21 protein-coding genes and 1 tRNA gene are annotated in these 25,882 nt (G+C 69.0%); 14 read left to right on the top strand and 8 right to left on the bottom strand.

Going from position 1 to position 25,882, the window contains the following annotated elements; all coding sequences use genetic code 11:
• Positions 1–65: 65 nt before the first annotated feature.
• Positions 66–941 carry a DUF3027 domain-containing protein gene (locus V7E05_RS01630; protein ID WP_333617936.1) on the top strand — a complete coding sequence of 292 codons (876 nt, stop codon included), beginning with the start codon at positions 66–68 and terminating at the stop codon, positions 939–941.
• Between the two features lie 48 nt (positions 942–989).
• On the opposite strand, the gene V7E05_RS01625 is transcribed toward V7E05_RS01630, so the two are convergent.
• On the bottom strand, positions 990–1,376 hold the full coding sequence (locus V7E05_RS01625; protein WP_333617935.1) for a DUF2530 domain-containing protein: 387 nt from the start codon (positions 1,374–1,376) through the stop codon (positions 990–992).
• 77 nt (positions 1,377–1,453) lie between these two features.
• Between V7E05_RS01625 and V7E05_RS01620 the strand changes: the two genes are divergently transcribed.
• The 3 genes from V7E05_RS01620 to V7E05_RS01610 all read left to right on the top strand — a co-directional run bounded on the left by V7E05_RS01620 (position 1,454) and on the right by V7E05_RS01610 (position 4,801).
• Positions 1,454–2,938 carry an NCS2 family permease gene (locus V7E05_RS01620; protein WP_333617934.1) on the top strand — a complete coding sequence of 495 codons (1,485 nt, stop codon included), beginning with the start codon at positions 1,454–1,456 and terminating at the stop codon, positions 2,936–2,938.
• Between the two features lie 20 nt (positions 2,939–2,958).
• A complete protein-coding gene (locus V7E05_RS01615; RefSeq protein ID WP_333617933.1) occupies positions 2,959–3,807 on the top strand; it encodes a TrmH family RNA methyltransferase in 849 nt (282 codons plus the stop codon).
• A 178-nt stretch (positions 3,808–3,985) separates the two neighbouring features.
• Positions 3,986–4,801, top strand: coding sequence for a hypothetical protein (locus V7E05_RS01610; RefSeq protein WP_333617932.1), 816 nt, complete (start codon positions 3,986–3,988; stop codon positions 4,799–4,801).
• A gap of 39 nt (positions 4,802–4,840) precedes the next feature.
• Here the strand turns inward: V7E05_RS01610 and V7E05_RS01605 are convergent, their stop codons facing one another.
• The 3 genes from V7E05_RS01605 to serC form a co-directional block, all read right to left on the bottom strand.
• Entirely contained in the window at positions 4,841–5,764 is a 924-nt protein-coding gene (locus tag V7E05_RS01605; RefSeq protein WP_333617931.1) for a DUF6928 family protein, read from the bottom strand.
• Between the two features lie 54 nt (positions 5,765–5,818).
• On the bottom strand, positions 5,819–7,510 hold the full coding sequence (sepH, locus tag V7E05_RS01600; protein ID WP_333617930.1) for a septation protein SepH: 1,692 nt from the start codon (positions 7,508–7,510) through the stop codon (positions 5,819–5,821).
• 240 nt (positions 7,511–7,750) lie between these two features.
• Positions 7,751–8,875, bottom strand: a complete 1,125-nt coding sequence (gene serC, locus V7E05_RS01595; RefSeq protein WP_333617929.1) for a phosphoserine transaminase — start codon at positions 8,873–8,875, stop codon at positions 7,751–7,753.
• A gap of 329 nt (positions 8,876–9,204) precedes the next feature.
• Here serC and V7E05_RS01590 point away from each other — a divergent pair, with 329 nt between their 5' ends.
• From V7E05_RS01590 to V7E05_RS01580, 3 genes are all read left to right on the top strand, one after another.
• Entirely contained in the window at positions 9,205–9,981 is a 777-nt protein-coding gene (locus V7E05_RS01590) for a pyridoxine/pyridoxamine 5'-phosphate oxidase (RefSeq protein ID WP_333617928.1), read from the top strand.
• A gap of 500 nt (positions 9,982–10,481) precedes the next feature.
• Positions 10,482–11,765: a citrate synthase gene (locus tag V7E05_RS01585; protein WP_333617927.1), complete on the top strand. Its 1,284-nt coding sequence runs from the start codon at positions 10,482–10,484 to the stop codon at positions 11,763–11,765.
• A gap of 143 nt (positions 11,766–11,908) precedes the next feature.
• Positions 11,909–12,271 (top strand): FKBP-type peptidyl-prolyl cis-trans isomerase, encoded by a 363-nt coding sequence (locus V7E05_RS01580; RefSeq protein WP_333617926.1) that lies wholly within the window; start codon positions 11,909–11,911, stop codon positions 12,269–12,271.
• 607 nt (positions 12,272–12,878) lie between these two features.
• Here V7E05_RS01580 and V7E05_RS01575 read toward each other — a convergent pair.
• The 3 genes from V7E05_RS01575 to V7E05_RS01565 form a co-directional block, all read right to left on the bottom strand.
• Positions 12,879–13,508: a DUF1801 domain-containing protein gene (locus tag V7E05_RS01575; RefSeq protein ID WP_333617953.1), complete on the bottom strand. Its 630-nt coding sequence runs from the start codon at positions 13,506–13,508 to the stop codon at positions 12,879–12,881.
• A 42-nt stretch (positions 13,509–13,550) separates the two neighbouring features.
• Entirely contained in the window at positions 13,551–15,506 is a 1,956-nt protein-coding gene (locus V7E05_RS01570; protein ID WP_333617925.1) for an AMP-binding protein, read from the bottom strand.
• Positions 15,507–15,595: 89 nt separating this feature from the next.
• Positions 15,596–17,143 carry a carboxyl transferase domain-containing protein gene (locus V7E05_RS01565; RefSeq protein ID WP_333617924.1) on the bottom strand — a complete coding sequence of 516 codons (1,548 nt, stop codon included), beginning with the start codon at positions 17,141–17,143 and terminating at the stop codon, positions 15,596–15,598.
• 104 nt (positions 17,144–17,247) lie between these two features.
• Here V7E05_RS01565 and V7E05_RS01560 point away from each other — a divergent pair, with 104 nt between their 5' ends.
• From V7E05_RS01560 to V7E05_RS01545, 4 genes are all read left to right on the top strand, one after another.
• Entirely contained in the window at positions 17,248–17,994 is a 747-nt protein-coding gene (locus V7E05_RS01560) for an enoyl-CoA hydratase (protein ID WP_333617923.1), read from the top strand.
• Between the two features lie 355 nt (positions 17,995–18,349).
• Complete coding sequence (locus V7E05_RS01555) at positions 18,350–18,745, top strand: DUF485 domain-containing protein (RefSeq protein WP_333617922.1); 396 nt, start codon at positions 18,350–18,352, stop codon at positions 18,743–18,745.
• A gap of 65 nt (positions 18,746–18,810) precedes the next feature.
• Positions 18,811–20,364 (top strand): solute symporter family protein, encoded by a 1,554-nt coding sequence (locus V7E05_RS01550; RefSeq protein WP_442891565.1) that lies wholly within the window; start codon positions 18,811–18,813, stop codon positions 20,362–20,364.
• A 177-nt stretch (positions 20,365–20,541) separates the two neighbouring features.
• Positions 20,542–21,804, top strand: a complete 1,263-nt coding sequence (locus tag V7E05_RS01545; protein WP_333617920.1) for a saccharopine dehydrogenase family protein — start codon at positions 20,542–20,544, stop codon at positions 21,802–21,804.
• A gap of 68 nt (positions 21,805–21,872) precedes the next feature.
• Here V7E05_RS01545 and V7E05_RS01540 read toward each other — a convergent pair.
• A tRNA-Arg gene (locus V7E05_RS01540) sits at positions 21,873–21,948 on the bottom strand.
• A gap of 223 nt (positions 21,949–22,171) precedes the next feature.
• Here V7E05_RS01540 and V7E05_RS01535 point away from each other — a divergent pair.
• The 3 genes from V7E05_RS01535 to V7E05_RS01525 all read left to right on the top strand — a co-directional run bounded on the left by V7E05_RS01535 (position 22,172) and on the right by V7E05_RS01525 (position 25,747).
• Positions 22,172–22,681, top strand: coding sequence for a hypothetical protein (locus V7E05_RS01535; protein WP_333617919.1), 510 nt, complete (start codon positions 22,172–22,174; stop codon positions 22,679–22,681).
• Between the two features lie 76 nt (positions 22,682–22,757).
• Entirely contained in the window at positions 22,758–24,065 is a 1,308-nt protein-coding gene (locus V7E05_RS01530) for a glycosyltransferase 87 family protein (RefSeq protein WP_333617918.1), read from the top strand.
• Positions 24,066–24,244: 179 nt separating this feature from the next.
• Entirely contained in the window at positions 24,245–25,747 is a 1,503-nt protein-coding gene (locus V7E05_RS01525; RefSeq protein WP_333617917.1) for an MFS transporter, read from the top strand.
• Positions 25,748–25,882 lie beyond the last annotated feature (135 nt).

Genomic DNA, 25,882 nt, shown 5'->3' with positions numbered 1-25,882 from the left:
GGGCACGGGGGATCCGGGCGCCGCGCTTTTCGGGGATCAGGGCACCGGCGGCCATAATGAAGGGCATGACGGATGTGACCGAGCGAAGCGAGGCCGGGAAGGCGCCGGGGCGTGGCGACGAGGGCGGCGCGATCGCCACGGCCCGCGCGGCGGCGATCGAGGTCGCAGGTGCGGAGACGGTCGGCGAGCACGTCCGCGCCGTCGTCGAGGCCGAGAACACCACGACGCACTTCTTCGAATCGATCCTCCCCGGATATCGCGGCTGGCAGTGGGCGTGCGTGCTCTCCGACGCCGGAGACCGCACGACCATCGACGAGATCGCTCTCCTCCCCGGCCCCGACGCGCTCCTCGCCCCCGAGTGGGTGCCGTGGGTCGACCGGCTCCACGCCGGAGACGTGGGCCCCGGCGACCTGCTTCCCGTCGATGAGGTCGACGAGCGCCTCGCCCCCGGCTACGAGCTCGTCGACGACGGCGCCGAGGACCTCGAGGACAACGCCGTTCCGCTGGGGCTAGGCCGCGAGCGTGTCCTTTCCTACGAGGGCCGCGTGCTGACGGCCGAGCGCTGGCAGGAAGGCCCGAACGGCCCGGACTCCGAGACGGCGAAGCTCGCCGAGCATTCGTGCGGGACCTGTGGGTTCCTCGTGTCGATCGCGGGATCGCTCGGCCACGCCTTCGGGGTGTGCGCGAACGAGTTCTCCGCCGACGGCCAGGTCGTGTCTCTCGACTACGGCTGCGGCGCGCATTCCGCCGTGCGCGACGAGCAGTCGGGCCCCGGCGCCCCGGTCGGCTCGCCGGTCGACGACCACGCTCTCGATTTCGATCCCGCCCCGGGGGCCGCTGACGATGCAGAAGGCGGGGCCGTCGAGAGTGACTCCGTAGCCGCCGCGAGCGAGACTGTTGCCGCAGATTCCGATGTCCCAGCCGAGGGCACGGCGGAATAGCTCCTCCGCCGTCATGCATTGGGCTTTCCGAGCGGTGGAGGTAGCCCGCTAGCTCTGGTCGAAGTCGAGGCCCTGCTGGCTTCCGCGCGCGCCGCGGACCACGGCGCGCCGCTGGAGCGCGTATACGGCGGTGCCGAGGACGCCCACGGCGATGCCGGCGAGGCAAAGCGCGACCGTGCGCGACCAGCCGCCGAGCACGAGGAGCACGATTGCGATGACCAGCCATATCGCGGTGCCGAGCGCTAGCGCGGGGCGAGGGTCGAGCACTGCAGCGGGCAGCGGGGGCAGGCGATCGTAGAGGTTCGAGCCTCCGGTCGGTGCCGAGACAGAGCCAAGCGCATCGGCTGCGCCGGCCGCTTCGCCCGCCGCGGCCGCCGGGTCCGCTGCCGGCCCGTCCGCGCGGGGCGTGTCGCCGAATCGGGGGGTGCTGCTCACGCGCACAGAGTACCGTCGGCGCGCTCAGTCGCATATCTTAATTACGGTTGAGAACGGCCCTAAAGGAAGCGAGCCGAATGAGTACGAACGAGACGCCGGCAGGGGAGCGGGCCGAAAAGGCCGAGACCGCGCCGAAGAACGCGCTAGACAAATACTTCTTCATCACCAAGCGCGGTTCGACCCCGGGCAGGGAACTGCGCGGCGGGCTCGTCACGTTCTTCTCGATGGCGTACATCATCCTGCTCAACCCGCTGATCCTCGGCGGCACCCCGGACATCGAGGGCCACACGCTTTCGATCGGGGAGATCGCGGCGGTCACGGCGTTCACCGCGGGAATCATGACCATCGCGTTCGGCTCGATCGCCCGCCTCCCGTTCGCGTTCGCGACCGGTCTGGGCATCAATTCCCTCGTCGCGGTGACCATCGTCAGCGAGGTCACGTGGGCCGAGGCGATGGGGCTCATCGTCATCGAGGGCATCCTCATCCTCATCCTCGCGATCACGGGACTGCGCTCGGCGATATTCAACGCGGTCCCCGCGGACCTCAAGGCCGCGATCACGGTCGGCATCGGCCTCTTCATCGCCATGGTCGGCTTCGTCGACGCCAGCTTCGTGCGGCGTATCCCCGATGCCGCGGGCACCACGGTCCCCGTGGGCCTCGGCATCGACGGCTCGATCGCCTCGTGGCCCACCGCGATCTTCTGCGTGGGCCTCCTGCTCTGCGGCATCCTCGTCGCGCGCGGGGTCCGGGGCGGCATCCTCATCGGCATCATCTCAGCCACGGTCCTCGCCATCATCGTCGAGGCGATCTTCTCCGCGGGCCCGTCGTTCGTCGACGGCAAGCCCGTCGCCACCGGTTGGAACCTCGCGGTCCCCACCGTCCCCGATTCCCTCGGCGCGCTGCCGAACCTCTCGCTCATCGGCCAGGTCGACCTCTTCGGCGCGTTCACCCGCATCGGGCCGCTGCCGGCGATCCTCTTCGTCTTCACGCTGCTGCTCGCGAACTTCTTCGACGCCATGGGCACGTTCACGGGGCTCAGCCGCGAGGCCGGGATCGCCGACGAGAACGGCAATCCGCCGAACATGCGCACCGCGCTCGTCATCGAGGGCGCGGGCGCCGTCGTCGGCGGCCTCACCTCGTCGTCGTCGAACACGGTCTTCCTCGAGTCCGCGACGGGCATCGCCGAGGGCGCCAGGACCGGCCTCGCCAACATCGTCACCGGCGTGCTGTTCCTCCTCGCCATGTTCTTCACCCCGGTGTACAAGGTCGTCCCCGTGGAGGCGGCGGCCCCGGCGCTCATCATCGTCGGCGCGCTGATGATCGGGCAGGTCGCGAACATCGACTTCACGAAGTTCCACATCGCGCTCCCGGCGTTCCTCACGATCGTCGCCATGCCGTTCACCTACTCGATCGCCAACGGCATCGGCGTCGGCTTCGTCGCGTGGGTCGTGCTCGCGCTGTTCACCGGCCGCGCGAAGTCGGTGAACCCGCTGCTGTGGATCGTCTCGGCGCTCTTCGTCGTGTACTTCGCGATCGACCCCATCACCTCGGTCCTCTCGTAACGGGCGGCTACGCTCTCCGCGTGGACGTCATCGACATCGCCGACCCCGCGGACCCGCGGCTCGACCCCTTCCGCTCGCTCAACGTCGCCGACCGCCGCCCGGACAAGGGCGGCAGCGGACTCGTCATCGCCGAGGGGCTCTACGTAGTCGGCCGGATGCTCCTCTCGCGGCTCGGCACGCTAGCGCTGGCCGGGACGGGCGCCAAGCTCGACCGGCTCCGCGCGGACCTCGCCGCGGAGGGCGACGATCTAGACGCGGCCGCGGGCCCCGCGCCGTTCTACCGCGTCTCCAACGCCGTGCTCTCGGAGGTCATCGGCTTCTCCTCCTCGCGGGACGTGCTGTCCGTGGCCCCGCGCCCGGAACCTCTCATGACGGCGGACGTGCTCGGTAACGCGCGGACCCTGCTCGTCCTGGAGGGGGTCAACGATCCGGAGAACATCGGCGCCATCTTCCGCGGGGCTGCGGGCTTCGGCGCAGATGGCGTCCTCCTCGGCGCGTCCACCGCGGACCCCTGGTACCGGCGGACGGTCCGGGTGTCCATGGGGCATGTCATGGCCGTGCCATGGGCGCGGATGGGTGGCTCGCCGACCACGTGGCAGTGGGGGCTTGACGAACTCCACGAGGCGGGATTCGCGACCGTCGCGTTGACCCCCTCGTCCGACGTCACCCTTGCCGAGGCCACGAACCGGCTGGGCCGCGCGGGCGGGGAGGGGAAGCTCGCGCTGCTGGTCGGCGCGGAGGGGCCGGGGCTCACGGAGCACGCGATGCGCGCGGCATCGATGCGCGCGGCGATCCCGATGGCGCCGGGGGTCGACTCGCTCAACGTGGCGACCGCCGCGCAGATCGCGCTGTACGAGCGGATGAGATAGGCGGCCTGGACCGTCCGGTCCGGCCCATTCGGGGCCTCGGCAGTAGGCGCCCCCCGCGCAGGAAGTCGGAGCGAAAGGGCCAAAGGCCTCCGCGGCCGGATGCTATAACAGTGCCTGTGATTCGGAATGTAGCCGACCTAACATTCCGTATGCCGCCCAGCGCCACAGGAGCCTCGCAGTGCGATTTCGTTCCGCCCGCCCCGCCGCGAACCGCTTCGATTCGGCTCTGCGAGCCGCCGCCGTCCTCACCGCGACCCTTGCCATCGTGGCGGCGGGCACGGGGACTTCAACGCACGCCGATGTCGCCAGTACGCCCGCCGGATCGTCCGAGCCGCCGCTCGCTATGGTGACGGACGTGTCTTCGACCGTCGACGCCTTCCGAACCGCAGAAAAGCGCTACTCCGCGAACCGCTACGACGGCAGCGCCGCGCCGGGATCGGTGGCCTTCGTCGACCGCACTGCCGGCTCGCGCCTCGTCATCCTCGCGCCGCACGCCGTCCGCCATTTCCGCGCCGGCCAGCCGAAGGTCCCCGATCTCTACACCGGCGGCATCGCCGAGGTGCTCGGGGAGCGCCTCGGGGCGACGGTCCTCGCGACGGACGGCAAGGTCGCCGACTGGCACGACAACTGGGCCGACCGCGACGACGCATTCTCCCGCACCCTCGACGCGCTTCCTGCGGACTCGGTATTCGCCGACCTCCATGGGATGAGCGACGCGTCCTCCTCGGCGCATATCGAGCTCGGCCTGGGCTCGGCGCCCACCCCGGAGGCGGAGGACCTCGGGCGGCGGATCGTCGGCGTGGCGCCGGACATCATCACGGACCAAGGGCCCTTCAATGCCACCGAGGCATATACGGATGTCGCGCACCTTCAGGGCCGGGGGCGCACCGCGCTGCAGGTGGAGATGTCGCTGAGCGCGCGCGATCCCGACGCGGGCAACCTCGATCGCACGATCGACGCCCTCGCCTCCGGGCTCGGCGGCTACGGCCGCTGAGCCGACGGCCTCTTCGCCCGGCGTATTTCGGCGCGCGGCTCAGCGCTCGCGCCGGCTGCGGTCCTCGAGCCTGCCGATCTGGTCCTTGGTGAGCTTCGCGAGTCGTCCCATGCCGCGCGCGGCGATGCCCCCGGCTTCCTTCGCGCGCGAGGCGGCTGCGCGGGCGGACTCGCGCAGCGGCTGCTCCTTCGCGGCGGCGGCGCGTTCGTAGTCGTCGTGCGCATACGGCGAGCTGGCCGTTTCCTCGGAGGCCCCACCGGCGGCGGAATCGCCCTGCTCCTCGATCTCCGCGTGCCCGGCATCCCCCGACAAGTGCATCGCGGGCCCGGTGGGCGGGTGCGCGGCGCGGACCTCGCGGCGGCCGTCGGTGGCGTAGCCGAGCACGGGAACGTCGAGCCCGTCGGGGCTCAACTCGAAACCGAGCCATTCGGTGTGCGCGGTACTGAGCAGCTCGGCGGGGGAGAAGGGGAGCGCCAGCGGATCGTCGCCTGCATCGTCCTCGAGCGGACGCTCGCCGGACCAGAACGGCAGCTCGAAGCCCGCAGGGATGCCCTCGTCTTCGACGATACGGTTGTTTGCGGCGGAGAACGAGCGCTGCAGCTTGCCCTCGTGCCAGTGCGCGAAGGCGCTCACCTCGCTGTCGGCGTCGAAGGCGAACGCGTAGACGTCGGGCGCGCCGACGAGCGAGATCCACTTCTCGTCGATCTCCGATGGGCGCAGCGCATCGCATTCCGACGTCTGGATCACCGTGAGCCCCGGGAACGCGCCGATATAGATTTCGCCCTCGCCGGCCGAAGCCGAGCGGTTGAGCGGGAACTCGCCGAGCTGGCTGATCGTCGCCGTCGGGTACAGCTTGCTCAGCACCCGCCGCGGGAAGCCCGGGTCCGCCGGCACGCCCGTGGTAAATGCCTGCGCCGGCGATTCCGTCGCCACGTGCCACAGGGTTGTCACGTGGTGGGGCATCGGCGGAACCTTCCGTTCGTGGGGCTGGATGTTCTTACCAGTATGACGGCGAACCTACGAGTTGTCCTTGGGAGAGCGCACTCCCAGGAGCACGTCTTCCCATGAAGGCATCGTCGGGTGCTTCCCCTTCGCCTTGTGCTGGGGTGCATCGCTGCTCGGCGGGTGCATGAGGAACTCGTCGTCGTTCGCGTGCCCGCCGGCCGCGTCGTTGCCTTGGGCCGCGGCGCTGTCCTGAGCGTTCTGCGCGCTGGCGCCCGGGGCGGCATCGCCGAAGTGAGGTGCCGAGTCGCCTCGCCCCGCGCCCTGCTGCCATGCGGCGTCGCCCGCGGCCGGAGCGTGGGTCCGCGGCCCGCGGGGATGGCCCGCGTCGGGGCCGAGCTCGATGGGGCCGCCGAGCGGGCGGCGCGTCGGGTCCGTGGGCACCGAGCCCTGCTGGCCCCGTGGCGCCTGCTGGCCTTGCTGAGCTTGCTGACCCTGTCGGCGCCGCGCATCCATCGCGAACGGGCTGCGGTCGCCGGCCGATGGTTGCGCGGGCGGCACCGCCGGGATGTCCGCGCCGTCCTGTCCGGTCCGTGTCTGCCCCGTAAAGCGCTGCGCCCCGGGCTGTGCAAAGGGCTGCTGATTCTGCGGGGCCTGCTGACGGCCCGGCGGCTGATACGGCTGCTGCGCGCCGGGAAGCGCCGCGGGCCGGATGTTCGGCCCGGCTGCTGGTGCCGGGTTGTCCTGCCGCCCCCAGCGCTGGTCAGCGGCCTGATGTGCAGCCGGCTGCGTCGGCATCGTGTACCCGGTGGCCGTCGTGTACCCGGCATCGGTGTCGAAGGGCTCGTACGGCACAGACGACATCTGACGCCGCAGGGACGGATCGCCGATGGCGAGAGCCTCGTCGTCGAGCGGATGCCCGACCCCGCCATGCGAATCGGGGACGAACTCCCATGCCGCGCTCGCGTCGTCGCTGAGACCCGCGGGCCAAGTCGCCTGGACGACCCAGTTCCCGTTCTTGATCCGCCACGAATCCCACTTGACCAGCTCGGGGGCGACGCCACGCTCCTCGACGGATTCGAGCGTGAGCTTCTCGATGGAGTCGACCGCCGGGCCGTCGGCGAGCATCGGGTGCGCCTTGCGTGCGCGCTCGGCGCGGTCGCCCCGCTCCTGGAGGATGGGATACGCGAAGGCCTCTACACGCGTATAGGGCATGCCGGTGAGCTCGCAGATCTCGTCGATCGAGGCGCCGGCGCGCACGCGATTCTGAATCTCCTTCGGGCGCAGCGGGGTGCGCGGTACCGAGGGCTCGCCGTTCTTCGCGGACGCTTTGTCCCCGGTCATCCCGCCGGTCCGGCTATCCGTGTCTCCGGCCTTCTGAGGCGCGGAGGAAGAATCGGAATCGGCACCTGCGGCGTCATCCCAAGGGGTGGCGAGGGAGGTGAGCGAAGGAGTCGCAGTGGTGGAGGAGGACGAATCCGCGTCGGAGGCCGAGTCGGAACCGGAAGCGGCGGAATCCTTCTCGTCGCTGGCGGCGTCCTTGTCGTTCACAGTGTCGTTGGCGGCGTCCTTGTCGTTCACAGCGTCCTTGGCGCCTTCGGCGTCGGCGTCTTCGGAGTTCGTGGATGAGGTCTCGCCGAACTCACCCTTCGCGGCGGAGCGCAGCGTTTCGTCGAGGGGGAGTTCGAGGCGCTCGCCGGAACCGGCGATCTCGCACTCCACGACCTTGGAGTCGTTGTCGACCCCGACGATCGTGATCTTTCGCATTCGCTCCTCCTGACGGTTCGATGCGTGCGGCGCACCGCGACGGCCGAAACCGCGCGGCGCGCCGCTGGCTTTCGCCCATGGTAGGGCAGGGGTTCGCCGAAAACGCGTCGAACGGTGCGAGTGTGGCAAATCCGCGCCGTTCGATCGTGTTCGGTGGTATCGGTCCTGGGCCGTCCCGGCCCATCGCGGGCAGTCCCGTGCCGGGCCGCGTATGTCCGCGCCGGGCCATGCTCTTCGGTTCTACTTCGAGAGGTTCTCCACGACGAAGTCGATGGAGGAGGTGAGCTTCGAGATGTCCTCGGGCTCGATCGCCGGGAACATGCCGATCCGCAGCTGGTTGCGGCCGAGTTTGCGGTATGGCTCGGTGTCGACGATCCCGTTGGCACGAAGCGTTTTCGCGACCGCGGCGGCATCGACGGAATCGTCGAAATCGATCGTGCCCACGACCTGCGAGCGCAGCGCGGAGTCCTGCACGAACGGGGTCGCGAAAGAGCTCTTCTCGGCCCAATCGTAGAGGCGCTTCGAGGAGTCCGCGGTGCGCGAGACGCACCAGTCGAGACCGCCCTGGGCGAGCATCCACTCGACCTGGTCCGCCATGAGCAGCAGCGTGGCGATCGCCGGCGTGTTGTACGTCTGGTTCTTCCGCGAGTTCTCCACGGCCGTGGGCAGCGAGAGGAAATCGGGCACGTAGCGGTCTGTCGCGGCGATCTCGTCGACGCGCTCGAGCGCGGCCGGGCTCATGATGGCGAACCACAGGCCACCGTCGGCGGCGAAGCACTTCTGCGGCGCGAAGTAATAGACGTCCGTGTCGGCGATGTCGACGGGGAGGCCACCGGCACCGGAGGTCGCATCGATCGCGATGAGCGAGCCATCGGAGCCCGCAGGGCGGCGGATCGGGACCGCGACGCCGGTCGACGTCTCGTTCTGCGCCCAGCCGATGAGGTCGACGGACGGGTCCGAGGTCGGCTCGGGCGCCGAACCCGGCTCCTCCGAGATGACGATGGGCTCGGCGAGGAACGGCGCCTTCTGCGTGACCTTGGCGAACTTCGAGGAGAACTCGCCGTAGGTGAGGTGCAGCGACTTCTCGCGCACCAGTCCGAATGCCGCGGCATCCCAGAACGCGGTGGTTCCGCCGTTGCCGAGGAGGACCTCGTAGCCCTCGGGCAGCGAGAAGAGCTGCGAGAGCCCCTCGCGGACGCGGCCGACCGTGTCCTTAACCGGAGCCTGGCGATGGCTGGTGCCGAAGATCGCGGCGCCGCTCGTGACCAGCGACTGGAGCTGCTCGGGGCGGACCTTCGACGGCCCACAGCCGAAGCGGCCGTCGCCGGGGAGGAGGTCCGCGGGAATGGTGAGGTTTTCGCTCATGGAGAGGGCGACCTTTCTTGGCTGGCTGTCTCTGACGGTCGTGTCGTGCGGTTGTCTTCGGCTCGTGCTGTGCGGCCATTCCGGCCGGTCGGTCGAATTCGCGTCCGCCGCGAGGCTGGACCACGTGGTGGAACTGCTTGGCGGAATCTCTTGGTGGATTCGCCTGGCGGATCCACCCGGCGAGGCCAGGCGGCTTCCGGAATTCGACCAGCGCTGGGCAGGCGCAGGAGCCCAGTCTATAAAACGCCCGCGGCCATGCCTCCAGTCCACCGCACGCGAGGGGTGCGCGGGCGCCGGGCGCGCTGCCCGAGCCCCGCTACCGTGGACGCATGGCGACGACCCCTTCCGCAGTCCCCGACGATTTCCGCGGGCTCCGCGAAACCTACGGGCACAACCGACTCCTCGACCCCGCCGACCTCGGGGAGGGGTGGTGGTCACTGCTGTCTGCGTGGATCGCCGATGCCGCGACGGCGGGTGCCAGGGAACCGAACGCCATGGTGTTGGCGACGTCCGCCGTCATATACGGGGGAGAGGAAAGACGAGCCGGGGGAGAGAGGCAGGCAGGCGGGGGCGCGCCGATCGCCTACGCGCGGCCGAGTACGCGGACGGTGCTGTGCAAGGGGATCACGCCCGGTGGGGTGCGTTTCTTTACGACGCGAACGTCTCGCAAGGGGCGACAGCTCGCGGCGAATCCGTTTGCGTCGGCGACGTTTCCGCTGCTGGAGAGGGAGCGTCAGGTGCATGTGGAGGGCGCGGTCGTCGAGCTGCCCGATGCCGAGAGCCGCGCGTACTGGGCGACACGCGGGCGGGCATCGCAGCTCGCCGCGTGGGCGTCCTCGCAGTCCGAGCCGGTCGCGAATGCCGAGGCCCTCGGGGAGCTCTACGCCTCGGCCGAGGCCCGTTTTCCTGACGGCGGAGGTGCCGAGAATTCCCCCGACTCCGAGGACGCAGGTGTTCCCATGCCTCCCTACTGGGGCGGCTACGAGCTGCGTCCCGATCGCGTCGAGTTCTGGCAGGGCGGCGCCGGTCGGTTCCACGACCGGCTGGTGGCCGAGATGTCGCCGGCGGCCGGCGGCGAGTGGGAAGTGCGGCGGCTGCAGCCGTAACGGTCGTGGAGGGGCTCGGCGGGCTCGGCGGCTCGCAGCTGGAGTGGGCAGCTGCAGCCGTAGGGGTGGCGGGCTGCACGGTGGGCTTGAAGGCGGTCGGCGGGCCCGGAGGGGCGCGGCTAGCAGGGGGAGCATGGCGGCCTCTCGGCAGGCGGCGCTCGGGTAATCGGCGGGTAACCGGACGTCTCGGGCTCGCATCTTCGGGCACCGTCCTGGCGTGCACGGATTCCACGGACTGCAGAAGGATTCGTCAGGCGCCGGATCTGTACTCGCTGGTAGGGACCCGGCGCCGAGCGCGGGCGATGCCCATGCGCCCTCCGGGGGCGGGGACCGAATGCCGGTGTGCGGGGTGACGGGCTAGAGTGGACCCCACTGGGATTGAAGAGGTTTAAGGTCGCGCTTTTCGCAGACAAAGCGGAGAACTCGCGCGGCACGCCCACGTGTGTCCGCCGGATCGGCGGGCGCAAGTGCACTACGAACCGAGCTTGAGAGGTAGACGCATGCCCGCAGATGCGAACGGAACGGCCACCCTTTCCACACCGAACGGCGACCTTGGTCTGGACGTGGTCGAGGCCACCGCCGGCAGCTCGGGCCTGCAGCTCGGCAAGCTCCTGGGCAGCACGGGGTACACGACGCTCGACGTGGGCTTCGTCAACACCTCGGCGTGCCAGTCGGCCATCACCTTCATCGACGGTGGGAAGGGCGTCCTCCGCCATCGCGGCTACCCGATCTCCGAGCTCGCGGAGAAGTCCTCGTTCCTCGAGACCGCGTACATCCTCATCTACGGCGAGGACCCCACGGCCGAGCAGCTCGATGCGTTCAACAAGAAGGTACTTGCGGAGGTCGAGCTTCCCGAGATCATCTCGCCCGTCCTCGGCGCCTTCCCGGCGGAGACGCACCCCATGCCGGTGCTCTCCGCCGGTGTTTCTCTCTTCGGCACCATCGGCGGCGATATCGACATCAACGATCCCGCCCAGGTCGATCTCGCCTCGGCGCGGCTCCTCGGCCGCACGCCGACCCTCGCCGCCGCGATCCACCGTCGCCGCCAGGGCCTTGAGCCCATCGCGCCGGACCCCTCGCTCGGCTACGTCGCAAACTTCCTGCGGATGACCTTCGGCGAGGACTACGAGATCACCGATCGCGCCGTCCGGGCGCTCGACATGCTCTTCATCCTCCACGCCGATCACGAGCAGAACTGCTCGACCTCGACGGTCCGCATGGTCGGTTCCTCGAACGCGCCGCTGTACTCGTCGATCGTCGGCGGCATCAACGCCCTCTACGGCCCGCTCCACGGCGGCGCCAACCAGGCCGTTCTCGAGATGCTCGAGCACATCCACTCCGAAGAGGGCGGCGACGCCACGGCGTACATGGACAAGGTCAAGAACAAGGTCGACGGCGCCAAGCTCATGGGCTTCGGGCACCGCGTCTACAAGTCCTACGATCCGCGCGCCGCGATGGCGAAGAAGTTCGTCACCGACGTTCTCGCCGATGCCAACGATCCGCTCCTCGAGATCGCGCAAAAGCTCGAGGAGACCGCGCTGGCGGACGACTACTTCGTCGAGCGCAAGCTCTACCCGAACGTCGATTTCTACACCGGCCTCATCTACCGAGCCATGGGATTCCCCACGGAGATGTTCACCGTTCTCTTCGCGCTCGGCCGCATGCCCGGCTGGATCGCGCACTGGCGTGAGCAGCACGACGACCCGGCCACGAAGATCAACCGTCCGCGTCAGGTCTACACGGGCGCAACGGAAAAGACCTTCGTTCCTGTCTCCGAGCGCTAGCGCGAGCGTTAGTATCGTCGAAGGGGTATGTAGTACCGTCGGCACCCGGCAGAGGCCCGGGCGCCCACAGGCCCCGCGGTAGATGCCGTGCTCGACCGACAACCGGATCGAGTCAATCGAATATCGTCAGGGGACATAGAGCCATGACTCGCGAAAAGCCAGAGATCGAACCGTCCGAGGGCCCGGCGCCCACGGAGCTCGCCATCGAGGACATCATCGTCGGGGATGGAGCGGAGGCCGTCGTCGGCGGGAACGTCACCGTCCACTACGTCGGGGTCGATTTCGAGAGCGGCGAGCAGTTCGACTCGTCCTGGGACCGCGGGGAGTCCATTTCGTTCCCCCTCAACGGTCTCATCCAGGGCTGGCAGGAAGGCATCCCCGGGATGCGGGTCGGTGGGCGCCGTAAGCTCACGATCCCCCCGGAGAAGGCGTACGGCACGTCGCCGGCGCTGCACCCGCTCGGCGGGCGCACCCTCGTCTTCGTTATCGACCTGCTCGACGCATAGGCGTCAGCGCAGCGTCGCTGCGGGCGGTGGACCTTCGGGTCTGCCGCCCACTTTTGCATTTTCCGCCTTTGACGGCGGACGTCCCTGTTCCCGCGGCCGATCCAGTTTCGCCCTCGACCTCGGCCATCCAGGTTCCGATTCCGACTTCGGCCTGCCCGGTTCCGCTGTATGCAGGATGTCGGACGATTCCTTCGTATCGAACTGGGGCCCGCCAGTCCCTTCTATCCCTTGCATAGCGTTCCTCGAAGTCGACGGGCGCGGGCTTATTCTTCTGCACGGGGAAACGTCCCATTGCTCGGGTTCATAAGGGTGTGCAAAGGGACGTTTCCCCGTGCAGAGGGCGGAACCGCGCCGGTGAGTCGCCCCGAGCGCCCCAGCAGTCCCGCACGTCGCCTGCTTCGGGGCCGGCGGGAGGTGTGCACGAGTTTCCGCGTGTTTGCACGAGGTTAGGAGGTCGTGCACACGTGCGGAACGTTCTGCAAACCTCGCGGGCGCGGGCGATGTTGAGGCGCTGCCGATGCAGCGCTCGGCCGGCGTCGGACTCATGGTGGCCGCCGATGGCGGACCAGCGAGGGCAGCTAGCGCCCGGCCGGCGGCGCCCACCTCACTACTCAAGCGCCTCCCACGAGCCGCGGACCAGCGAGAACAACACATCGAGGTCGACGTCCTCGGGCTTGTTGATCCACACGCAGCCGGCGCCCACCTTGTGCTTCCCCAACGCCTCGAGCTTCTCCGCCGCGCCAAGTGCCCCCTGCAGTCCGTACAGCGCGAGGTTCGCCTTGCGCGGGCTGAATCCCACGCGGAACCAATCGCCCTCACGCCCGGTATGCGAGGTGTAGTGCGATTCGCCGTAGCCGACCATCGACGGTCCCCACATCACCGGCTTCTCGCCGGTGGCGCGGCCGAAGAGCTCGAGCAGGATCCGGCCGTGCTCGCGCCGCCGCGGCCATTCGAGCGAGTCGATCCATTCGGCCGGGTCGACATCAGTGGGCGCCGTCTTGATATCCGCTGCCTTCTTCCCGGTGTGGCCCTTGGTCACGCGAGCGCCAGCAGCGGGAAGAGAAGGAACTTCGCCGCCGAGGCCCATGCTGTTCTCCGCAAGGCGGTGGTGGAGGCGATCGAGGGCACGCGGGCCGACCCCATGAAGCGCGGCGAGCGATGCGTAGTCCACGCCGTCGAGGGACTCGAGATCGGGATAACCGGCCGCGCGAAGTGCCCCCCGCGCGGGGTTGCCCATGCCGGCGAAGTCATCGAAAGAGGTGCCCACGCCCGTTGCTGCCTACTGCGAGTCGATCTCGCCCCGCAGCACGGGGCCGAGCGCGTCGAGCACGTCCGGGTCTTCGATGGTCGAGGGCACGGTCGGGGACTGTCCGTCGGCGATCTGCCGCATTGTCTTGCGGAGGATCTTGCCCGAGCGGGTCTTTGGCAGGCCCTGCACCACGTGGGTTTCGCGGAAGGAGGCGACGGCGCCGATGTGCTCGCGGACCAGCTCGGCGAGCTCCCGCCGCAGCACCTCGGGGTCGGAGACCACGCCGGACTTGAGGATCACGTAGCCCACGGGGAGCTGGCCCTTGAGCTCGTCCTTGACCCCGATCACCGCGACCTCGGCGACGGCCTCGTGCTTCCCGATCGCCGCCTCGATCGATCCGGTCGAGAGCCGGTGCCCGGCGACGTTGATGACGTCGTCCGTCCTGCCCATCACGAAGACGTAGCCTTCGGAGTCGATGTATCCGCCGTCGCCGGTGGCGTAGAAGCCGGGGAAGGTCTCCATGTACGAGGAGACGAAGCGCTCTTCGTCGTTCCACAGGCCGAGCATGTTGCCGGGGGCCATGGGGAGGCGCACGGCGAGATTCCCCTCGACCCCGGGCTCCACCTCGTTCCCCTCGGCATCGAGGACCACGAGGTCCGAGCCAGGAACGGGAACGGTGGGCGAGCCGAGCTTGATCGGCATCGGCGCGAGCCCGCGGAGGTTCGAGGCCAGCGGCCAGCCGGTCTCGGTCTGCCACCAGTTGTCCACGACCGGAACCCCGAGCGTGTCCCTGGCCCAGGTCTGGGTCTCCGGGTCGAGTCGCTCGCCGGCGGAGAAAAGGGTCTCGAGTGAGCCGAGATCGTACTTCCCGACCTCCTCGCCGTTCGGGTCCATGCGGCGGATCGCGCGGATCGCGGTCGGTGCGGTAAACAGGGCGCGCACACCGTGCTCGGCGGCGACCCGCCAGAACGCGCCGGCATCAGGGGTGCCCACCGGCTTGCCCTCGTAGAGCACCGACGTAGCACCGACGAGCAGCGGGGCGTAGACGATGTACGAATGGCCGACCACCCAGCCGACGTCCGAGGCCGTCCACCACACGTCGCCCGGGCGGATGCCGTAGACGTTCCACATCGACCACGTGAGCGCCACGGCATGGCCGCCGTTGTCGCGGACCACGCCCTTGGGCAGGCCCGTCGTGCCGGAGGTGTAGAGGATGTAGAGCGGATCGTTCGCGCCGATCTCGGCGGGAACCGCACGCTCGGCGCCGTCGACGAAATCCGCCCAGCGGACCCACGCCACCTCGCCGGCGGCGGCACCCGAAGGCAGCTCGGGCGTGCCGATCTCGGGCCGTTCGAGGACGACCACGGTGCGTGGGGAATGCTTCGAGAGCTCGAGCGCTTTGGAGAGGATCGGCTGGTAGGGGACCGTTCGGCTCGGCTCGATCCCGCCGTCGGCGGAGAGGATGACGTCGGGCCGCGCATCGTCGATGCGAATCGCGAGCTCGGGCGCCGCGAAGCCACCGAAGACCACCGAATGCACGGCGCCGATCCGCGCGCACGCGAGCATCGCGACGATGGCCTCGGGGACCATCGGCATGTAGATCACCACGCGTTCGCCCTGCCTGACGCCGTCGGCCTGGAGCGCCCCGGCGAGCGTGGCGACCTCGTCGAGGAGCTCGGCGTAGGAAACGGTCCGCTTGGTGCCGGTGACGGGTGAATCGTAGATCACGGCGGCCTGCTCGCCGCGCCCGTTCTCCACGTGCCGGTCGAGCGCGTTGTACGAGGTGTTGAGCGTGCCGTCGGGGAACCACCTGTTGTGCGGCGACCGACTCACGTCGACCGCGGAGGTGGGCGCAGAGATCCAGTCGACGAGGCGCGCGGCCTCGAGCCAGAAGCCGTCCCTGTCGGTGACGGACCTCTGGAAAGCGTCGTCGTACGGCGCTCGCTCCTCGGCAGTGTGGGATACCTGGTCGCGTTCGGTGCTCATCGTTCTCCTCGAGAATTCTCCGCCCACTCCTCGACTGAGAGGCGGGTCACATTCCGCTCGCGTTCGACAATAGTCGACCTGCCGACCGGCTATTCGAGCATGCGGTAGCGGCGCAGCCGGTCGGAGACACGGATGGCCTGCGGGGTGATCCGCGCGTAGCGGAGCCCGTCGGCGATGGCGTCGGCGAGACGATGGCAGAACTCGACGGGCTCGTCGGCGGCATCGGGCTTCTCGGGGACGATCACGTCGGCGATCCCGTGGTGGAGCAGCTCGGTCGATGAGACATGCTGCGAGCGCGCCATCTCGGCCGCGTGCTCGGTGTGTCGGTGCACGATCGCGCTGGCCCCCTCGGGCGGTAGCGGCGAGAGCCAGCCGTTCTGCGCGCAGATCACGCGATCGGCGGGCAGCAGGGCGAGCGCGCCGCCTCCGGTTCCCTGGCCGAGGATCACGGAGATCGTCGGGGAGGGGAGCGAGACGAGGTCGGCGAGGCTGCGGGCGATCTCCCCGGCGAGCCCGCCCTCCTCGGCGTCCTTCGACAGGTCCGCGCCGCGCGTATCGATGAGCAGCACGAGCGGGACGCCGAGCTCCCGCGACAGTCGCATTCCGCGCCGCGCCGTGCGCAGTGTCGACGGGCCCATGGGCTGATCGCGTTCGATCTGCCGGTCCTGCCCCACGATGACGGCAGCCTGTCCGCGGATTCGCGCGAGGCACAGCGACAGCGGCCCCGAATCCTCGCCCTGCCCGGTGCCGGAGAGCGGAACCATGTCGGAGACGGCCGTGGAGAGGAACGTTCGCGTCCCCGGACGGTCGGCCCGACGCGTCGCTACGACGGAGCGCCACGCATCGGCGGCCTCTTCGCTGATCGCCGCCTGGGGTCCGGTGTCGGATGCGTCCTGCTCCCTGGGAGTGACGGCGTGGGGCGCCTCCTCGTCTGGCGTCGGCGGATCCATGCACAGGACTCGGAGGGCGCGGTGCGTGCGATCCCGTGCCTTGTCCGGTCGTACGACCCCGTCGATGACTCCCTTGGCGGCGAGGTTCTCCGAGCGTTGCACGCCCTCGGGGAACGCCTCGCCGTAGAGCGCCTCATAGACCCGCGGGCCAAGGAAGCCGACGAGTGCGCCCGGCTCGGCGACGGTGACGTGCCCGAGCGACGCCCACGACGCGAAGACGCCGCCGGTCGTGGGGTGGCGGAGGTAGACGAGATAGGGGAGTCCGGCGGCCTTGTGCGCGGCGACGGCTGCGGCGATCTTGACCATCTGCACGAACGCGACTGTGCCCTCCTGCATCCGCGTGCCGCCCGAGGTCGGGGCGGCGAGGATGGGTAGGCGCTCGGCGGTCGCGCGTTGCACGGCCTCGGTAACCCGGCTCGCCGAGGCGACGCCGATCGAGCCCGCGAGGAACGCGAACTCGCCGACGATCACGCACACCCTGCGGCCGTGGACCGTGCCACTACCGGTGATCACCGACTCGTCGACGCCGGACTTCTCCTTGGCGGCGGCGAGTTCCTCCTGGTAGCCGGGGATCTCGTGGGTCCAAGCGGGCGGGATCGCCGGGGAGTCCCACGAGTCGAAGCTGCCCGGGTCGAGGACGAGATCGAGGAGTTCTATCGCAGAGAGTCGCGGCGTGGATCGGGCCATGGATCGATCGTAGCCATTCCCACGCCGCCGGAAGGAGGCTATGCAGCCTCTACCGGCCGGTAAGGTCGGGAGCGTTGACTGGAGAACCGGAAACGAGGGAATAGATGCTGGAAGTCCGCCGCGAAGGCAAGGTCGCCGTTATCGCCATCGACCGTCACGAGAAGCGTAACTCGATCAATGCCGATGTGAGTCGCGCCCTGCGCGAGGCGTTCGAGGCGCAGGTCGAGACGCTCGAGACCGACGATCCCGTACGTGTCATCATGTTCACCGGCAACGGTTCCGCCTTCTCCGCGGGCGCGGACCTCGGCGGAGGCGTGTACTCCGAGGAGTTTGGGAAGGAGCACGAGAAGTTCCTCCGCACCGTCGAGAGCATCCCGATTCCCGTGGTCGCCGCGATCAACGGCCCGGCCGTCGGCGCCGGTGTGCAGATGGCGCTCGCCGCGGACCTGCGGGTCATGGACCCGAACGCCTTCCTCGCCGTGCCCGTGGTCAAGGTCGGCCTCGCCCTGGACTGGTGGACCGTCCACCGCGCCTCCGCGGTGGTCGGCGGCGGGCACGCCCGCACGATGCTGTTCTCCGCGCGGCCTGTCGACGCCGCGTTCTGCGAGCGCGTCGGCTTCGCCAACTCCCTCGGCGATGCCGAGGAGGCGCTCCTGTTCTGCACGGAGCTCGCCGAGTTCGCCCCGCTGTCGCTTCGCCATATCAAGGCCGTGATCAACTCGGACCTCGCCGTCGCCGAGCACGATCCCAAGATGGAAGAGCTGCAGCGTCTCGCGTGGCATTCGGACGATGCGAAGGAGTTCCGCCGGGCCCGCGAGGAGAACCGCAACCCCGAGTTCCGCGGCGAGTAGCGGGTCGCCGGCGCGAGAGTCCGACAGGACCTCGTTCGGTCAATAATCGACGGCGCCTTCCCTTCTCTAAGGGCGGGCGCCGTTGTCGTTTCGGATTCGACGACTGCTGCGGGTCGACACGAAAAGGCGGCGGCGACTTCTCAACAAATGTTGACACTTAGAAGTTCCGCGCCACGCCGAGCGGATCGCAAATGTGGTCGACAGCTGCGAAAAGCGCCCCATTTTCGATGAAGAGTGGGCCTACATTTCCCTCTTCGGGTGATGTGTGCCACACTTTGTGGCAATTCATTTATCCAGGCACGATCCCGCCGCGAATCTTGCGGCGGGACCGTACGACGACGAAGGGAGGGCGTCCGTGTCGACTGCAGCAGAATCCAACGCGGATCCTCACGCAGGGGAACCGGCGGCGACCCCGCTCGATCCCCACCGCGAACTCACGGCAGCCGAATTCCACGCAGCGCGCGACAGCGAGGAATTCCATGAGCTCAAGCGCCGATTCCGCGCGTTCGTATTCCCCATGACCATCGCGTTCCTGGTCTGGTACTTCCTCTACGTTCTGCTCGCCGTCTACGCCACGGACTTCATGTCCCAGAAGCTCTTCGGAGAGATCAACGTCGGCCTCGTCTTCGGCATCCTGCAGTTCGTCACCACCTTCGGGATCACCGCCCTCTACATCCGTTTCGCCGGACGTGAGATCGACCCGCGCGCGGAGTCCCTCCGCACCGCCATGGAGAACGGAGACTTCCGATGAGCGACTACGTCCTCGACATCCACGAGCTCGTGCCAGGCGAGGCGGTCGGCTCGACCACGCTCAACATGGTGGTCTTCGGCATCTTCATCGTCTTCACCATGGGCATCGTCATCCGCGCCTCGCGGACCACGAAGTCGGCGTCCGATTTCTACACCGCGTCGGGCGGCTTCTCCGGAACGCAGAACGGCTTCGCCATCGCCGGCGACTACCTCTCGGCGGCGTCCTTCCTCGGCATCGCCGGCGCGATCGCCGTGCAGGGCTACGACGGCTTCCTCTACTCGATCGGCTTCCTCGTCGCGTGGCTCGTGGCCCTCCTGCTCGTCGCCGAGCTCATGCGTAACACCGGCCGGTTCACCATGGCCGACGTCCTCTCGTTCCGCCTCAAGCAGCGGCCGGTCCGCATGGCTGCGGCGCTCGCGACTCTCGCCGTCTGCCTCTTCTACCTCATCGCGCAGATGGCCGGCGCCGGCGGACTCGTCGCCCTCCTCCTCAATGTCGAGGGCAAGACGGGCCAGTCGATCGTCGTCGCGGTCGTCGGCGTGCTCATGATCCTCTACGTGCTCATCGGTGGCATGAAGGGCACGACCTACGTGCAGATGATCAAGGCCGTCCTCCTCGTCGGCGGCGTGCTCATCATGTGCGTGCTCGTGCTCATCGCAGTGCGCGGAAACTTCTCCGAGCTGCTCTCCGCCGCGATCGACCGCTCCGGCGAGCCACTCACCACGCCGGGCCTCAAGTACGGCGCCACCGATACGAGCAAGCTCGACTTCGTCTCCCTCGGCATCGCTCTGGTCTTCGGCACCGCCGGACTGCCGCACGTGCTCATGCGCTTCTACACCGTGCCCACCGCGAAGGAGGCCCGCCGCTCGGTCACGTGGGCCATCGTGCTCATCGGCGCGTTCTACCTCTTCACGCTCGTGCTCGGCTTCGGTGCCGCGGCGATGGTGGGGTCCGACGTCATCAAGGCGGCGCCCGGCGGCGTCAACTCGGCCGCGCCGCTGCTCGCCTATGCGCTCGGTGGCGAGATCTTCATGGGCATCATCTCGGCGGTCGCCTTCGCCACGATCCTCGCGGTCGTCGCGGGCCTCGCGATCTCGGCCTCGGCCTCGCTGGCGCACGACATCTACAACGGCGTCATCAAGCACGGTCAGGCGAGCGAGGATCAGCAGCTCCGCGTATCCCGGATCACGGTCGTGGTCATCGGCATCGTCGCCATCGTCCTCGGTATCGGCGCGATGGGACAGAACATCGCGTTCCTCGTGGCGCTGGCCTTCGCGGTCGCGGCGTCGGCGAACCTGCCGACCATCATCTACTCGCTGTTCTGGCGCCGGTTCAACACGCGCGGGGCGCTGTTCTCCATCTACGGTGGTCTCATCTCCACGCTCGTGCTCATCTTCTTCTCCCCGGCGGTCTCCGGCTCGGAGACGTCGATGGTCACCGGCGCGGACTGGGCGATCTTCCCGCTGTCCAACCCGGGCATCATCTCCATCCCGTTCGGCTTCCTCATGGGAATCATCGGCACGTACCTCGGCACGTCCGACGAGTTCCCGGACAAGGAGGCGGAGATGGAAGTCCGCTCGATGACGGGCGTGGGGGTCGAGAAGGCCGTCTCGCACTAGCGGGAGATCCGCCGGGGGAACCCGGAGGCCCGCCGTCATGGGTGATGGGGCCGGTAGCCTCGGGGCGCCGGCCCCATTTCCCATTTATGACGGCGGAGGTCCGCGCCAGCTGTGCGGGCGCGCCCGCCGCGAGCGGTGGGCAGGGGCGTACACGCGCAAGGGATAGGACGAGAAACGATGGACAGCACTGCAGCCGCTCGGGAATTCGATGTGATCGTCTTCGGGGCCACCGGCTTCGTCGGCGCGCTCACCGCCGCCTACCTCGCCGAGAATGCCCCGGCGGGCACGAAGATCGCCCTGGCCGGGCGCAACGGGGCCAAGCTCGAGGCGGCGCGCGCGGAGCTCCCCGCGGCCGCGCGGGAGTGGCCGCTCGTGCTCGCCGACGCCGACGACGAGGCGCAGCTTTCCGCGATGGCCCGCCGCGCCCGCGTCGTGTGCACCACCGTCGGCCCGTACCTGCGCTACGGCCGCGCGCTGGCCACCGCGTGCGCCGCGGAGGGCACGGACTACGTGGATCTGACCGGGGAGGTGCCGTTCGTCCACTGGTCCATCGAGGCGAATGCGGAGGCGGCGAAGGCCTCCGGCGCGCGAATCGTCCACTCGTGCGGCTTCGACTCAGTGCCCAGCGAGCTCGGCGCGTATCTCGTGCACCGGGAGGTCGAGAAGGCCGGCGCGGGGTCGATGGGGGCGACCACCATGGTCGTGCGTTCGATGCGCGGGGGAGCGTCCGGCGGCACGATCGATTCGATGCGGGTCGTGGCCGAGGAGGCCTCCGATCCCGCGACGCGTCGGATTCTCGGCAACCCGCAGGCGCTGTCGTTCGACCCGGGCTCCGATGTGCCGCGGCCGACCGCGAAGCAGCCGGGCGACATGTCGACGCTCGCCGCTTCGTCCGTCGATCCGAGCCTGAGCGGGCGGCTCGCCCCGTTCTTCATGTCCAGCTACAACACGCGTGTGGTGCGGCGCTCGAGCTACCTGCTCGGCAACGCGTATGGGCCCGATTTCCGCTACGGCGAGGCGATGGCAGTGGGCTCGAACCCGGTCTTGTCTCGCGTTGTTGCGGCGGGCGTGGCCGGCGGGACGATCGCGGCGTTCGGGATCATGGCGGTGCAGCCTCTGCGTCCGATCGTCGACCGTCTCCTGCCTAAGCCGGGTTCGGGGCCGAGCGAGGAGGCGCGGGACAACGGGCACTTTACGACCGAGACTTTTACCCGGACCTCGACCGGGCGGCGCTTCTCGGCGCGGATCCATGCGGAGGGCGATCCGGGGTACAAGGCGACGGCTGTGATGCTGGGCGAGAGCGCGCTCGCGCTGGCCCTCGATCGCGAGCGACTGCCCGAGCGCGCCGGGGTGCTCACTGCTTCAACTGCGATGGGCGACGTGCTCGTCGACCGGCTGCGTGCTGCGGACTTCGAGATCGAGGTCCGCGAGCTGGGATAGCGGGGTTGCGCCTCGCCGTATGACTCGACCCCGCCGGAGCTTGTTGCGGCGGGGTCGAGTCGTTGTGATGGTGCCCCCGACAGGATTCGAACCTGTGACACCTTCTTTAGGAGAGAAGTGCTCTATCCCCTGAGCTACGAGGGCGCAGGCGTCGGTTGTCGCCCGTCGGCCACTATATAGCCCCACATCCGCGACATGCACGCCGGACGAGGGCCGCTCAACGGGGCGGAAAGGTAACAGGACCGACGCCGGCCCCTACATACCCCGCGCCTCCATTGTTGATGCCGTACATGTCGGGCGAATTGTCAGGCGGTTTCGAGCGCCGCCGGCGAGGCGGCGCGCCGATCTCGAGGACCCGGGAGCCCCCATGTCCGAAACAGTATGTCGTCGCGCAGTCCGGTCCGTGGGTGCTGTCACGCTTTCTGCCGGCCTCGCCCTCGACGGCGCCTCGACCGCAGTCGCGCAGCCGCAATCGTCCCTCGAGCCGAAGCTCGTCGAACAGTTCAACGACTTCGCGTACACACAACTATTCGCCGTCGGCGTGCAGGTATACGAGCGGGTCGAGCTCCAGGAAAAGCAGTTCGACGAGGATCGAGTGCTCTACACACCGATCCTTGAGCGCCTGCATTCGCCGAGCGGCGGCGAGCCCGGCTCTCTGCGGTACGGGTTCATCGGTTCGCCGCTCCCGGAGGCGTTCAGTTCCCCGGGGACGTTCGACAAGCCGTCGATGATGCTCGGGTCCGGCCATATCTCCTCCGTCGATCCCACGACCCACGAAACCCTGCAATTCCTCGGCACCTGCGTTGGTGATCCCAACGGTGGCCGGCCGATCGGTCCGCTGGCCGGAGGCAGCCTCGCGACCTGGTGCCCTTCGTAGCCGCCTTCCGCGCCGAGCCGCTCGCGAACTCGCGCAGAACCGCATCTTCCCAGGTAACGTGACCGCAATGCGAACCATGCCGAGCACCCTGTTCCTCAGGATCCCGCTCGCCCTGGCCGCGCTGGCGTCCGTCGTCATGGTCCTGCGTTTCCCCGACGAGCGCCTGCCGTGGTGGGGGATCACCCAGAACTACATCGACGTCAATGTCTACCGCTGGGGTGCCCACGCCGTGCTCCACGGGCAGCCGCTCTACGACGGGCTTCTCACCGGCGACGACTCAGGCCGCTTCTATCCGCAGATGGCGTTCACGTACCCGCCGTTCTCCGCGCTGGCCTTCGCGCCGCTCGATCAAGTGAGTCCGCGCCTCATGGAGGGCGCGTGGATGGTGTTCTCGCTGGTCCTCCTCTACGTTGCGATCCGCTTCTCCTTCCGTCTCGTCGGCTACGTCTCCGACCCGGTGACGGCGCAGGTCTCCCTCTGCCTCGCGGCCGTGTCCCTTTCTCTCGAGCCCGTGCGCACCACGCTGTGGCTCGGGCAGATCAACCTCGTGCTCCTCGTTCTCGTGTTGGCCGACGAATACGCCTCCCGGCGCGGCTGGAGAATCGCGGGACTGGGGAGCGGACTCGCGGCGGGCCTCAAGCTCACGCCCGCGTTCTTCTGGGCCCATTGGGTGGTCACCCGCCGGTGGCGGATGGCGATCGCGGGCGTCGCGGGCTTCGCCGCCACGGTGGCCGTGGGGTTCGCCGTCATCCCCTCCGACGCGCGCAAGTACTGGTCGGGGACGCTCTTCGAATCCGAACGCGTGGGCCTCGACGGGATGGTCGCGAATCAGTCGCTCAGCGGGATCATCGCCAGGGCCGCGGGGCTCGAGGAGACGCCCACCGCCGTGTGGCTGCCGCTCGCGGTGCTCGTCGCCGTCGCGGGGCTCGGCGTCGCCGCGCTCGTGTACCGCGCCGGGAACGGGCTGCTCGCGCTCGTCCTCTCGGGAATGACCACGACCATGGTTTCGCCGTTCTCGTGGGGTCATCACTGGGTGTGGTTCGTGCCGCTTCTCGTCCTTGCGGTGCACCGGGCCATCGAGGCGATGCGGGGAAGCGGTGTGCGGGCACTCGCCTGGTGGCTCGTCCCCGTGGCCCTGTGGGCGGCGGCCGCGAACTGGACGCAGTCCTACCCGAGGCCGGACATGCCGGCACATCTGTGGTTCAACATGGGGCTCTTCATGATCGGTGACGTTCCCGAGCTCGTCCTCACCCTGTTCCGTTCGGTGTACCCGCTCGTGTGGCTCGCCGTGCTGTGCGCGGCGGCGGTCGTCGCGATGCGGGCGTGGCGAGCGAGGCGTGCGGGACGGGACGGCGCCCTGGTGGCGGACGCACGCGTCGGTTAGGGGTACCCGGCCACCCCCGTAATTCGCTTCCTCGTGTGATCGCCCACACGCGGGAATCAATAGTGTCGCCCCGGTGCTGTAGAACGAGTTAGTCCTACCGACGATGGGCCCTGCGCTGGCATTTTGCCGTTAGCTCCCCTAAGCAACAGGCGTCCGAAGAAAGCATCGAGGAACCCACAATGTCCCAGCCGCCCTCAGCGGAGACGGCTCAGGTCGCCACGCCCGCTCCCAGCGACGGGCTCGATCCCCGGCGTTGGATCGCCCTCACCTTCATCTGCGTCGCGCAGCTCATGGTCGTGCTCGACGGCACGGTCGTCAATATCGCCCTTCCCCACGCCAAGGCGGATCTGGGGATCCCCGATGCCCACCAGCAGTGGGTCATCACGGCCTACGCCCTCGCCTTCGGTGGGCTCCTCCTCTTCGGCGGCCGTCTCGCGGACCTCTGGGGCCGTCGCCGCACGCTCATGATCGGCCTGGTCGGCTTCGCCGTCTCCTCGGCGCTCGGCGGCGCCGCCGTCAACACCGGCATGCTGCTCGGCGCCCGCGCGCTCCAGGGCGTCTTCGCCGCGCTGCTCGCGCCGGCCGCGCTGTCGCTCATCACCGTGATGTTCACGCTCCCGCGCGAGCGTGCGCGAGCGTTCGGCATCTTCGGCGCCATCGCCGGTGCCGGTGCCGCGGTCGGCCTGCTCCTCGGCGGCGTGCTCACCGAGTACACGAGCTGGCGCTGGACCATGTACATCAACATCATCTTCGCGCTCGTCGCCCTGGTCGGAGCGATCTTCGAGATCCGCGAGCCCGAGGGGCACGGTGGTGCCGTGCGTCTCGATATCCCCGGTGTCATCCTCGCGAGCTCGGGCCTCGCTCTAGTCGTCTACGGATTCAGCCGTGCGGCAGAGGAGAGCTGGACCGATACGTGGACCATTGTCTCGCTCATCGCGGCGGTCGTGCTGCTCGCGCTGTTCGCCGTCACTCAGACGCGCGTCGCCCACCCGCTGCTCCCGCCGCGCGTCATCACCGAGCGCAACCGAGGCGGCGCCTACCTGTCCATCGGCCTGGCCGTCACGGGCATGTTCGGCACCTTCCTGTTCATGACCTTCTACCTCCAGACCGTGCTTGGCTTCTCCGCGCTCAAGAGCGGCTTCGCCTTCCTCCCGATGGTCGCCGGCATGATGATCGGCTCGACCCAGATCGGCGCCCGCCTCGTCACCAAGCTCCCGCCGCGTTACCTCATGGTCCCGGGCCTCTCGCTCGGTGCGCTCGGCCTGCTGTGGATGTCGCGGATGCACGTCGATTCGTCCTATTGGGCGCTCGTCGTCCCCGGGCTCGTCGCCCTCGGCCTCGGGATGGGCACGAACTTCATGGCATCCATGAACCTCGCGACGCACGGCGTCGAGCCCCGCGATGCCGGCGTCGCCTCGGCGATGGTCAACACCTCGCAGCAGGTCGGCGGCGCTATCGGCACCGCTCTGCTCAACACCATCGCCACCACGGCGGCCACCCGCTACGCGGACTCGCACATGGCCGGAATCACCAGCCCCGAGGCGGGCCAACGCCTGCAGCTCGAGGCCATGGTCAACGGCTTCTCCCACGGCCTCATCTGGGCGGCGTGTTTCCTTTTCGCCGCGGCGATCGCCGCGGCCGTGCTCATCAACACAAAGGAGCCAGTGGGTGGGCGGCACTAGGAGCTAGGCGGAAGCCCGCACTCCGAGTGCCCGGAGGGGCTACAACTGGAGAGGTACCCGAGAACTAAGGGCGCCCCGAGCCGATCCCTGATCGGCAGAGGCGTCCCGTCGACTCGCCGACCCGACCCCTCCGAA

It is taken from the genome of Dietzia sp. (assembly GCF_036741115.1).
GTDB lineage: Bacteria > Actinomycetota > Actinomycetes > Mycobacteriales > Mycobacteriaceae > Dietzia.
Note: the sequence above shows the minus strand (reverse complement) of the source record. Positions and strands in the feature narration are given on the sequence as shown.